This is a genomic window from Paenarthrobacter sp. YIM B13468 (assembly GCF_042788025.1).
In the GTDB taxonomy this organism is placed as follows: domain Bacteria; phylum Actinomycetota; class Actinomycetes; order Actinomycetales; family Micrococcaceae; genus Arthrobacter; species Arthrobacter aromaticivorans.
In genome coordinates, this window is sequence record NZ_JBHZPI010000026.1 from 78,881 (window position 1) to 90,590 (window position 11,710).

The window sequence follows — 11,710 nt, forward strand, 5'->3', positions numbered from 1 at the left end:
GGCACGAGGGCGACGGCCGGGACATTTACGTAGCGTGCGTCTAAGCGACGCAGGAGCGAGCACGCGGTAAATGTCCCGGCCGTCGGCCGGACCGACCGGGACCAGCGTCGGAACCTACAGCCCCAGCTCCTCAGGCAAAGCAACGTCCTCGCCCAGCACCTGCTTTGCCAGGAAGTGCTCTACGACTCCGTACCAAACCTTCGCATGCTGTGGCTGCAGGACCCAGTGGTTTTCGTCGGGGAAGTAGAGGAACCGGTGCGGGCTCTGGCCGTTGTCGTCCGCAGGCAACTGCGACGAGGACAGTAGTTCGTACCAAAGCCGCAGGCCCTCGCCGATCGGGACGCGATAATCCTTGTCGCCGTGGATCACGAGCATTGGCGTCCTGATGTTGCGTACGTTGAGGTGTGGCGAGTTCTCCATCGCCATCTCCACCGTCATTTCCTTCAGCCAGTATTGCGCGGCGTCGGTGGTGGGGCCGAACTGGTCCAGGGCCCACAAACTGGCGTGGGTCACGATCGCCTTGAAGCGGTCCGTCTGGCCTGCCACCCAGTTGGCCATGTAGCCTCCGAAGGACCCGCCCATCGCCGCAGTGCGTGTCTCGTCGATGTCCGCACGCTCAACTACGGCATCGGTGATGGCCATGAGGTCCGAGAAGGGCTTCTTGCCCCATTCACCCCAGCCGCGCTGGATGAACTCCTGGCCGTAACCTGTGGAGAGCGCAGGGTCGGGCAGCAGCACGGCATAGCCCTTTGCCACCAGCAGCCAAGGATTCCAACGCCAGGTCCAGGCGTTCCATGAGCCCAGCGGTCCACCGTGGATCCACAGCAGGAGGGGAGCTGGGTTGTTATCGGAAGCCTCTTCAGGGAGCGCCAGGTACGCTGGCACCCGGGAGCCGTCCTCCGCCGTCGTTTCCACGCGTTCGAGGCGCCCCTTGTATCTTGGCCGTTCCGCGGGTGCCTGCAACCTCACCACATCTCCGGAAGCGAGGTGGATCCGTACAGCTTCAGGGGGAAACTCGTAGGAGCTCCGCAACGCGTATGCTGTGGTTCCGTCCGGCGAAACCACGACGTCGGAATACGCTGCGGCGTCTTTCGTCACCCGCGTTACCCGCCCGTTGGCGACGTCGATCCGGAAAAGCGGCGACGCGCCGTCGTCGTCCGCTTTCACCAGGATGGCATTGCCTTGCGGGAGCCACGCCAGGGCAGTAGCCCAGCGGTCCCATTGGTGCGCGAGCGGCTCCAGGTCAGTCGTTTCGCTGCCTGATACGTCCAGCAGGTGCAGCTTGACCTGCGGCGCTTGCGTAGGCGTGGTGTCACTCTCACTCTCCACCACCAGCGTGCGGTTGTCCGGGCTGACGGGACCAGGGAAGTAGCTCATTCCCTCGCGGTCCAGAAGCACCTTGACGGTTCCCGTGGCGACGTCGACGGCGGCCAGCACCTCACGACTGTCGGCCTTGGCGAGCGCTTTGGTGAGGCTCGTGTAGATGGTCTTGCCGTCCGGACTCACCACAGTTTTGGCTTCCCGCAGCGAGCCTCCGACGCCGGGCGTCAGGTTGCGCAGCTTTAGCGGCGTTGGCGAGTCAACGGTGGTTGGTTTGCCGGCCTCCTTCTCCTCGCCCTGCTCAACCGCGAACAAGCGCGGCTCACCCGGGCCAAGGTCCGCGTCCCAATAGCGGATCGGGTAGCCACTGTGCAGGATGGCGGACACTTTGTTGTCCTTGCGGGCCTTGCGGCGTTCCTCGTCGTTCTCCTCATTGCTGGAACCCGCCAAAACCTCGGCGTTGACGAAGATGGCATCCGCGTTCTTTGCCGCCATGACGGAACTGATCCCACCGGCGCGCGAGTGCACAACCCTGGCCTCGCCCCCATCGGCAGGGAGCAACCACAGCGCGCTCACCGGATCGGCGTCGGGATCTGCGCTCTCGGGGTCGGGGCGGGAGGACGTGAAGTAGAGATCGCCGTTGGCGGCAAAGGCGGCACCGGCCTCACCCTTGGAACTCCGGGTGATCCGTCGGGCGTGTCCCTGGCCGGTGGGGTCGATCTCCCACAGTGCAGTGACGAACTCGGTGCCCTTGCCGTTCAGGGTCGAAACGGTAGTCACCAGGCGCTTGCCGTCCGGGCTAAGCGTGAGACCACTGACCCTGGGAATGGCGAGGTAGTGGTCGATGTCGTGGAAAGGAGTTGCGGGTGGCGTGCCCGGGCTTGGGGTGTCAGTCGAATCCATGCTCCGATTCAACACGCATTGTGTCCCCGATCACAGAGTGGTTCACTCACAGTGAAACACTACTTTCAGATATTCGCCCGCCGCACCCAACTGAGTCGCAGTTAAGCGCGTTTAGGCGGCTCATAACGCGCTTAACTGCGACCCAGTTGGGAGGTTGCGGAGCGTCCGGAGCACGGCGGAGGCCCCGTCTTCGTTCCCGATCCGCGCTGCGAGGATTCTTGCCCGGGCTGCGTAGGACGGGGTGCTGACGGCTTCCCGGATGGCGTACGCCAATCGCTCAACAGTGAGCCCCTTGTAGGGAACCGGCCGGGGCCCCGCGCCGAGGGCAGCAACCCGGGCAGCCCACAGCGGTTGGTCCGTATACACCGGGACGCAGACCGTGGGCACACCAGCGCGGAGGCCGGCAGCGGTGGTGCCAGAGCCCGCATGGTGCGCGACTACCGCCATCCTCGGAAACAGCCACTCGTGCGGGACTGCGCCGATGCCGATCGCATCATCGTCCGAGAGGTCCCCCGCACCCTGCAGCACCGCCCTGACGCCCGCCCGTCTGATGGCCTCAAGAACGAAACCGGCCTCCAGCGCAGCGCTGCTTCCAAACCCGACAAACACCGGCGGCGGCCCTGCGGACAGAAAGTCCGCCAGTTCCGCGGACGGACTCCATTCCGGCTCGGGCACCGGCCACCAGTAGCCCGCCATGACCAACCCAGGACGCCAGTCCGCCGGTCGCCGTAGAACTGTGGGGCTGATCCCATGGAGGACCGTGCTGTTCGCCATGGCTCGACGTCGCTCGGCAGCTTGGCGTGACAGCTTCGGCAGGCCCAACTCGTGGCGAAGCCTTGCAGTCGGGGCGTCGTAGGGGGCAGGTCCGGCCAGGACCCGCTCGCCAATAATCCGGTTGCCCAGCCTACCCAGGTTCCGGGCGGACCCCAGCAGCACAGGAGGGTAGTCTGCGCTGGGTTCCACCGGCTGCAGATGCGTGCCCACTGCTGGAATTCCAACCGCTTCAGCGACGTCGTAGGCATATGGCGCCACGGAATTGGCCAGGATGACATCCGCACCCGCTTCAACCGCAGCCAGGGTCCCGGTGGCCGCTTGATCCATGTACTCGCTGAGCTCCCGCCAGGTGGTGAGCATGCCGCCGGACGACTTCGCTCCACCCGGTGTGACACGCTTGATGATCCTGCCAAGGTCGCCGGGAAGAGGACGATACTCACACCCGGACCTGACCACGAGGTGCGCGTACGCGGAGTTGGCAGCGATGGACACCTCGTAGCCCAGCTTTTGCAGACGACTGCCGAGCCCTGCCATGGGGGCGACATCTCCCCGCGTCCCCGGACAAATCATCAATACTCGCACGCACCCCTCCTTTGCAGTTCTTGTGCCCATACTCTCCATAGCCACCCTAAGGGCACACCGGCACACAAAACTCGGGGCACCAACGCACTCGGGGGGACCAACACAAATGCCCCGCCCACTCCTTGCGGAATGGACGGGGCAGTTGGCTTACGTTGCGCACGCCTTATGCGGTAGGAGCAATCTCCGGGATCCGCGGCTTGGCGTTGCCTGCAAACGTGAACTTGGCGTCGTCGCCTTCGCCGTCCACATCCACCACAACGATGTCACCGGAGTGCAATTCGCCGAAGAGGATCTTCTCGGAGAGCTGGTCCTCGATCTCGCGCTGGATGGTACGGCGCAGCGGCCGGGCACCCATTGCGGGATCGTAGCCACGAGTGGCCAGAAGAACCTTTGCTGCCGTGGTGAGCTCGATGCCCATGTCCTTGTCCTTGAGGCGACGCTCCAGGCGGGTAACGAACATGTCCACGATCTCGATGATCTCGTCCTGGGTGAGCTGCGGGAACACCACGACGTCGTCAACACGGTTGAGGAACTCGGGGCGGAAGTGCTGCTTGAGCTCCTCCGTGACCCGGGCGCGCATCCGGTTGTAACCGGTCTGGGTATCCGTGCCGGACTGGAAGCCGGTAGCGACGCTCTTTGAGATGTCGCGGGTACCCAGGTTGGTGGTCATGATGATCACGGTGTTCTTGAAGTCCACCACGCGGCCCTGGGAGTCGGTCAGTCGGCCATCTTCCAGGATCTGCAGGAGCGAGTTGAAGAGGTCCGCGTGGGCCTTCTCAACTTCGTCGAACAGGACCACGGAGAACGGACGCCTGCGGACCTTCTCGGTCAGCTGGCCGCCTTCTTCGTAGCCGACATAGCCCGGAGGTGCACCGAAGAGTCGCGAAACCGTGTGCTTCTCGGAGTACTCGGACATGTCCAGCGTGATGAGGGCATCCTCTTCACCGAACAGGAACTCGGCAAGGGCCTTGGCGAGCTCGGTCTTGCCGACACCCGTAGGCCCGGCGAAGATGAACGAGCCACCGGGACGCTTGGGGTCCTTCAGGCCTGCACGCGTGCGGCGGATAGCCTGCGACAGGGCCTTGATGGCCTCGTCCTGGCCGACGACCCGCTTGTGCAGCTCGTCTTCCATCTTGAGGAGCCGTGAAGACTCTTCCTCGGTGAGCTTGAAGACAGGGATGCCGGTGGAGTTCGCTAGAACCTCGGCGATCAGGTCTTCATCAACCTCGGAGATGTCATCCATGCCGCCGGACTTCCAGTTGCGTTCCTTCTCAGCGCGTTCGGCAATGAGCTTCTGCTCTTTGTCGCGCAGCGAAGCGGCACCCTCAAAGTCCTGGGCATCGATGGCGGATTCCTTCTCCATCTTGACGTCGGCAATGCGCTCGTCCATGGCCTTGAGCTCCGGCGGAGCGGTCATGCGGCGGATACGCAGGCGTGCACCGGCTTCATCGATGAGGTCGATTGCCTTGTCCGGCAGGAAGCGGTCCGAAATGTAGCGTTCGGCCAGCTGCGCGGCTGAGGCGAGGGCGCCGTCGGTAATCGTTACGCGGTGGTGTGCCTCGTAGCGGTCCCGGAGGCCCTTCAGGATCTCGATCGCGTGAGCCACGGAAGGCTCCTTGACCTGGATCGGCTGGAAGCGGCGCTCAAGAGCGGCATCCTTCTCAATGTGCTTGCGGTACTCATCCAGGGTGGTGGCACCAATGGTCTGGAGTTCACCGCGGGCAAGCATCGGCTTCAGGATGGATGCGGCATCGATGGCGCCTTCAGCAGCACCCGCACCAACGAGGGTGTGGATCTCGTCAATGAAGAGGATGATGTCGCCGCGTGTGCGGATCTCCTTGAGGACCTTCTTCAGGCGCTCTTCGAAGTCGCCACGGTAGCGCGAGCCGGCAACCAGTGAACCAAGGTCCAGCGTGTACAGCTGCTTGTCCTTGATGGTCTCCGGGACGTCGCCGCGGACAATCGCCTGGGCGAGGCCCTCGACGACGGCAGTCTTACCGACGCCGGGCTCACCGATGAGCACTGGGTTGTTCTTGGTACGGCGGGAGAGGACCTGCATGACGCGTTCCATCTCCTGCTCGCGGCCGATCACGGGATCGAGCTTGTTCTCGCGGGCAGCCTGGGTGAGGTTGCGTCCGAACTGGTCCAGCACCACCGAACCGGCGGGGGTTCCCTCCGGCTGGCCCTGGCTGGAGCCCGAACCGGCAGCTTCCTTGCCCTGGTAACCGGAGAGCAGCTGGATGACCTGCTGACGGACGCGGTTAAGGTCCGCGCCGAGCTTGACCAGCACCTGGGCAGCAACGCCTTCGCCCTCACGGATGAGGCCGAGCAGGATGTGCTCGGTTCCGATGTAATTGTGGCCGAGCTGCAGTGCTTCGCGGAGCGAAAGCTCAAGCACCTTCTTGGCGCGCGGGGTGAAGGGGATGTGTCCGGACGGAGCCTGCTGGCCCTGGCCGATGATCTCCTGCACCTGTTCGCGGACGCCATCGAGCGAAATGCTCAGGGATTCAAGCGCCTTGGCGGCAACGCCTTCACCCTCGTGGATCAGACCCAAGAGGATGTGCTCGGTACCAATGTAATTGTGGTTGAGCATCCTTGCCTCTTCTTGGGCAAGGACAACCACGCGACGGGCACGGTCCGTAAATCTCTCAAACATTTCGCCACACTCCTAGCTACGACGTACTTTGATGCTACGTGCCGAAGCCCGACTTTTGGAGCGTGTTCGCCACAGGGGAAACATGACGCCCAGCGGAATAAACCTGGCACCCCCTTCGCGGTTGGCAGGCCCGCCCGCGATACGCCCGTCCCACGCCCGTTCCGGCCTCCGGAAGCTCGTGGTCAGCCACCCAGAACAGGGGTAGGGCGACGAACGCAGCCGCCGGCTTTGAGCACGCGCTTTGACCAGTAGTTTTGACCAGTTCCAAAAGGCCGGATAATCCCCACTGTAGGCACCGGAACGATTCACGAAATATCCCTAGGCCTTGTTCAGGCATCCCCTCGGAAGGCCCGGCAACAAACCATGGGCTTAAAAACCTAATGCCCCGGCAGAAGCTGCCGGGGCATTGAAGGCGGGTGAATCAGGAATTGGCCTTCTGGTACGCTTCCTGAATTTCAGCCTGAATGCGTCCACGGCTGTTTACGGTGTAACCGTTGTCACGAGCCCATTGACGGATCTGCGCTGAATCCTGGTTTCGCGTGGCGGTTGCACGGCCACGTGTTGCACGGCCCGAGGAGGTCTTCCTGGCTTTGGCTACGTAAGGCTCCAGTGCTTTGCGCAAAGATTCTGCGTTAGCCGTGGACAAGTCCATCTCGTAGCTAACACCGTCCAGCCCGAAACGGACAGTTTCGTCCGCTGACCCTTCATCCAGGTCATCGACGAGGATGATTTTAACTTTCTGTGCCATGAGTAGCCTCTCTTTTGGAGGGTTGGATAATCAGAAATTTGAGGGTTCCTATTCCTGATTATCGTTCACGTCAAGCACACACGTCAAAGGCACATTTGGGTTTCCTGCTAAGGCCACCCAATTTGCAGGCTATTTAGCTGCCGGGCCTTCACCCTCGGGGCCGGAATTCCGCAAATTGGCCTCCGCTTGGGCGCGGGCTTCCGCCTGCCGCTCGGATTTGTCCGCATTGAAGATGGACTTCATGGCGAACCAGAAGATCAAACCAACAACGATCGATGGCGCCAGGACTGCGATGTATTCCATGATCAGTGTCCTTCGGGCTTGAGCAAGGGGAACAGAATGGTTTCGCGGATACCTGCGCCGGTGAACAACATGACGAGGCGATCGATGCCGAGCCCGATACCACCCATGGGCGGGGCACCGTATTCAAGGGCGCGAAGGAAGTCTTCGTCGAGTTGCATGGCTTCTACGTCGCCAGCAGCAGACCGGCGTGACTGCTCCGTAAGCCGTTCGCGCTGGATAACGGGGTCAATGAGTTCGGAGAAGGCCGTGCCGCGCTCCATGCCCCCGATAATCAGGTCCCATGCCTCGATGAGCCGGCCGTCTTCGCGGTGCGGACGCGCAAGCGGCTGAGCGGACGGCGGGTAGTTGTAAACGAAAGTCGGGTTCAGCAGTGTGGGTTCCACGATCTCGCCAAAGAGCTCAACCACGATCTTCTCCGCGTCCCACTGCGGGTCCACCTTGATCTCGTGCTTGGCAGCAATGGCCAGCAGTTCCTCCACTGTGGTGTCGGGAGTGACTTCAACGCCAACCGCTTCAGAAAGCCCGGGGTATACCGCAACCCAAGCCCATTCGCCGTCGAGGTTGATCTCGCCTGCATCCGTCTGGATGGTACGGGTGCCAACCACGTCCGCCACGTTCAGGATGATTTCCTTCATGCGCTCGGCCATGACGAACTGGTCAGCCCAGGCTTCGTAGCACTCAAGGGTGGTGAATTCGGGGCTGTGCGTGGAATCGACGCCTTCGTTACGGAAAACGCGGCCCATGTCGTAGACGCGGTCGATGCCACCCACTACCGCGCGCTTCAGGAAGAGTTCCGTGGCGATGCGCAGGGTCATCTTCTGATCGAACGCGTTCATGTGCGTCTCGAACGGACGGGCCGTAGCACCACCGTGGACCAGCTGCAGGATGGGGGTCTCCACCTCGACGTAGCCGTGGCGGTCAAGGGTGTCGCGGACAGACCGCGTGATGGCAGCACGCTTGTAGACCATCTCGCGCGCTTCATCGCGGACTATGAGGTCCACATAGCGCTGGCGAACACGGGTTTCTTCGTTAAGCTCCGCGTGCAGGACCGGGAGCGGGCGCAGTGCCTTGGAGGCCATGGACCAGGAATCGGCCATGACGGAGAGTTCACCGCGGCGGGAGGAAATGACCTCGCCCTTGATGAATACGTGGTCTCCAAGGTCAACCAGGGCCTTCCAATCGGCCAGCGCTTCCTCGCCCACATTGGCCAGGCTCAGCATTGCCTGGAGACGAACGCCCTTGCCGTCTGCCCCACCTTCCTGGAGGGTAGCAAAGCAGAGCTTGCCCGTGTTTCGTACGAACACGACGCGGCCGGTGACGCCCACGATGTCACCAGTGGTTTCGTCGGCTTCCAGGTGCGCATACTTTTCGCGGATCTCACTCAAGGAATGCGTCCGCTCAACGCCCACAGGATAGGCCTCTGTGCCACGTTCGATCAGCTTGGAGCGCTTGTCCATACGGATACGCATCTGCTCGCTGGCGTCGGTGGGCTCTGCGGAGGTGTTAAGGGCTGGGGTGTTTGCGGAAGTCACAGTCCTTAAGTTTACCGCTCATTATGGGCCTCTATTTCCGGGACATAGACTCGGGCTGTGGAGACGTGGACAGTTGAAACGGACGACGGCGGCGGCCAGCTTGAAGTGCACACGTTCCGGCCGGCGTCGAAAGCCTCGATTCCCGGTTCGCACGCACCTGCGGAACCGTCCGGCGTCGTCGTGGTCCATGGGACTTTGGTGACCGATTCTTTGTACTGGCCCTTCGCGCGGACCTTGAGCCTCATGCTGCGGCGACCAGTCCATTGCTACAACCGGCGAGGCCGCGGCCGTTCGGCGCCACAGCCGCCGGGATACTCCGCCGGCACCGAGATCGCGGACCTCCAGGCGGTGATGCGGAGCACCGGTTCAACGGATGTCGTGGCGCACAGCTATGGCGGTTTCGTGGCACTGCAGGCTGCTCGCAGCACGGAGATCAACCGCTTGGTCACCTACGATGCTGCTGTCTCGTTATCAGGAAATCTCCATGGCCGGTGGCGTCCGGAATTGGAAGTCGCAGTTAGCGCAGGCCAGCTGGACCACGCGTGGGCCCATCTGGTGCAGGGTTTGGGAACTGCCGGTCCCATCTCATATCTGCCCATGGGGGCATTACGGATGCTGAGCGTCCTCTCAGCACAGACCCGGCTGGGTTCGGAGATGCGCTCCCTGTTGCCCACCGCCGTCGCCGAAATGCGGGCGGTCCTCGACGCCGACGCGCATCTTCACGATTTCACCTCGCTCGCAACCCCAACACTCATGCTGAGCGGAGGTTGGAGCCCGTCCTACTTCGCCGAAACAGGCCGCACCCTTGCCGGAGCGGTCCCCGTCATCGACTTCGCCATTGTGCCCCTGCAATTCCATGAAGGGCCCCTTCGGCCAGGCAGGCGGCTTGCAGCCCGAATCGCCCGCTTCCTTTCTGCCGACCCGGCACCCGCTGACGGCGCGCCCTAGGATGAACCGGTGAGGGAACGCGACATCAGAACGCACGACGGCGGCAAACTCGCCTTGTACAGCTACGGCGCGGAAGACGCACCCGGGGAGCGCCGTGTGGTCCTGATCGGCGGCGCATTCCTCACAGCCCTGATCTATCGGCCCTTTTCCGTCGCCCTCGCGAAGGGCCTCGGCGATGGGTGGGCCGTGGACGTCTACGACCGCAGGGGCCGCGGCAACTCCAGCGATCAACCACACAACTACTCCATGGTCACGGAAATTGCGGACGTGCGAACCATCATGGACGCCACCGATGCGAGGAACATCCTCGGGCACAGCCTGGGCGGGTCGGTGGCCCTCAACGCTGCGCAGGCGTTTGCCGGCACGCAGCACCAACCGGACAGGCTTGCCGTGTACGACGCCGCCGTGAACATCGATGGAAGCATGGATACGGATTGGATGGCCGGCTTCGAGGACTCCGTGAACAAGGGCAATATCAACCTCGCCCTTGCCCGCATGAAGCGGGGCATGCATCCGGGAAGTGCCTTGGCCCGGATCCCTGAACCCGTGCTGGTGGGCCTCATGGCCGTGGTTTCGCGGACCAAAGTCAACACGATGTTCCGTGAACTCCTGCCATCCGGCGTCGGAGAACTCAAAGCTGCCTTCGACGCCACGGAAACTCCGCGCGATTTCTCCGTTCTACCTCCCAGCACCCACTTCATGGTGGGCAAGAAGAGCCCGCAGTACTACAAGGTAACTGCAGCTCGCTTGCACGCCGCTGTGCCCGGAAGCACCCTTGAGATATCGCCAAAAGGCTTCCATGGCTCCGTTCCAGCCGCCGTGAAGGAACTCGTGAGGGACATCTCGGATTACTTCAAAAGCTGATTGTTGTCCACATAGCGTCCAGCATGCTGCCGGCGCTCAGGTGGCTCCGTTAGGCTCAAGACATGACGCGCGAGATCATCACCACAACGGACGGCGGACACCTCGAAGTATTGACTACGGGCGGTGGCCTGGCAGCTGCAGGCTCGGGTGTCGTCGTCGTGCCTGCCTCAATGGTGACAGCCTCCGATTACACACGTTTCGCACAGAAACTGAGTGAGTCCCTTGGCCGGCCTGTCCATACCTTTAACCGCCGTGGACGCGGTGAATCCTCTCCGCAGCCCGAGGACTACACCCTCGAAGCCGACATCCGGGATCTTGACTCTGTCATGAAACACACGTCCAGCACGGACGTTTTCGGGCACAGCTTCGGCGGCGCCGTCGCACTGCATGCGGCGCGGACCTTACCGGTTGAGCGACTCGCAGTTTACGATCCCGCCGTCTCGGTCAACCACAGCGTCAAAGCCGATTGGACGCCGGAATATGAACGCGCGACGGCGGCAGGAGACTACGATCGCGGCCTCGCCGTACTCATCAAGGGAGTAGAGACCGGTGGGGCCTTCGCTCGCATGCCCCTATCCATGTTGACACTCGCCAACAAGCTGACCGCAGGAACACCCATGGGCAAGCAGATGCGGGAACTGATGACGTGCGGAGTCCGCGAAATCAAGGCTGTGATAGCTGCGGATATGCCCGCAGAGCCATTCCTGGAGCTGCCCCTTGAAACGCTGATCGTGGTCGGCGAGAAAAGCCCCGCATACTTCGGTGTGGCATGCGGCCAGATCCACGACGTCCTATCCGGCTCGAGTTACACCATCCTCCCTGGGTTCGGGCACGATGGCCCCAACAAGGCGCCCGACAAGCTCATCGCAGAATTGTCTGAGTTCTTCTCGGGCTAAGGAGTTTCACACCAGCGTAGGCTTGCCCACGTTGGTGTGTTTGACGGTCGTTTAAATGTGGGAGACCCCCCGACCCGGTGTGGGTTGGGGGGTCTCGACCTAATGTGTGTCCGGCGGTGTCCTACTCTCCCACACCCTCCCGGGTGCAGTACCATCGGCGCTGTGGGTCTTAGCTTCCGGGTTC

9 protein-coding genes are annotated in these 11,710 nt (G+C 62.6%); 3 read left to right on the forward strand and 6 right to left on the reverse strand.

Annotated elements, in window-relative coordinates; translation table 11 throughout:
* Positions 1-114: 114 nt before the first annotated feature.
* The 6 genes from ACFX4T_RS21495 to lysS form a co-directional block, all read right to left on the reverse strand.
* Positions 115-2,223 carry a S9 family peptidase gene (locus ACFX4T_RS21495; protein WP_377654015.1) on the reverse strand — a complete coding sequence of 703 codons (2,109 nt, stop codon included), beginning with the start codon at positions 2,221-2,223 and terminating at the stop codon, positions 115-117.
* A 120-nt stretch (positions 2,224-2,343) separates the two neighbouring features.
* Complete coding sequence (locus ACFX4T_RS21500; RefSeq protein ID WP_377654017.1) at positions 2,344-3,579, reverse strand: glycosyltransferase; 1,236 nt, start codon at positions 3,577-3,579, stop codon at positions 2,344-2,346.
* Between the two features lie 163 nt (positions 3,580-3,742).
* Positions 3,743-6,235: an ATP-dependent Clp protease ATP-binding subunit gene (locus ACFX4T_RS21505; protein WP_216922749.1), complete on the reverse strand. Its 2,493-nt coding sequence runs from the start codon at positions 6,233-6,235 to the stop codon at positions 3,743-3,745.
* A gap of 421 nt (positions 6,236-6,656) precedes the next feature.
* Positions 6,657-6,983, reverse strand: coding sequence for an Lsr2 family protein (locus tag ACFX4T_RS21510; RefSeq protein ID WP_223947524.1), 327 nt, complete (start codon positions 6,981-6,983; stop codon positions 6,657-6,659).
* A gap of 129 nt (positions 6,984-7,112) precedes the next feature.
* Positions 7,113-7,286: a hypothetical protein gene (locus ACFX4T_RS21515; RefSeq protein ID WP_216922753.1), complete on the reverse strand. Its 174-nt coding sequence runs from the start codon at positions 7,284-7,286 to the stop codon at positions 7,113-7,115.
* Between the two features lie 2 nt (positions 7,287-7,288).
* Complete coding sequence (gene lysS / locus ACFX4T_RS21520; protein ID WP_377654020.1) at positions 7,289-8,818, reverse strand: lysine--tRNA ligase; 1,530 nt, start codon at positions 8,816-8,818, stop codon at positions 7,289-7,291.
* A 57-nt stretch (positions 8,819-8,875) separates the two neighbouring features.
* Here lysS and ACFX4T_RS21525 point away from each other — a divergent pair, with 57 nt between their 5' ends.
* The 3 genes from ACFX4T_RS21525 (at position 8,876) to ACFX4T_RS21535 (ending at position 11,526) form a co-directional block, all read left to right on the forward strand.
* Positions 8,876-9,766, forward strand: a complete 891-nt coding sequence (locus ACFX4T_RS21525) for an alpha/beta fold hydrolase (RefSeq protein ID WP_377654022.1) — start codon at positions 8,876-8,878, stop codon at positions 9,764-9,766.
* 9 nt (positions 9,767-9,775) lie between these two features.
* A complete protein-coding gene (locus tag ACFX4T_RS21530; RefSeq protein ID WP_377654024.1) occupies positions 9,776-10,630 on the forward strand; it encodes an alpha/beta fold hydrolase in 855 nt (284 codons plus the stop codon).
* Between the two features lie 62 nt (positions 10,631-10,692).
* The gene (locus tag ACFX4T_RS21535; RefSeq protein ID WP_377654026.1) at positions 10,693-11,526 is read left to right on the forward strand and encodes an alpha/beta fold hydrolase; all 834 of its coding nucleotides are present in this window, start codon (positions 10,693-10,695) and stop codon (positions 11,524-11,526) included.
* Positions 11,527-11,710 lie beyond the last annotated feature (184 nt).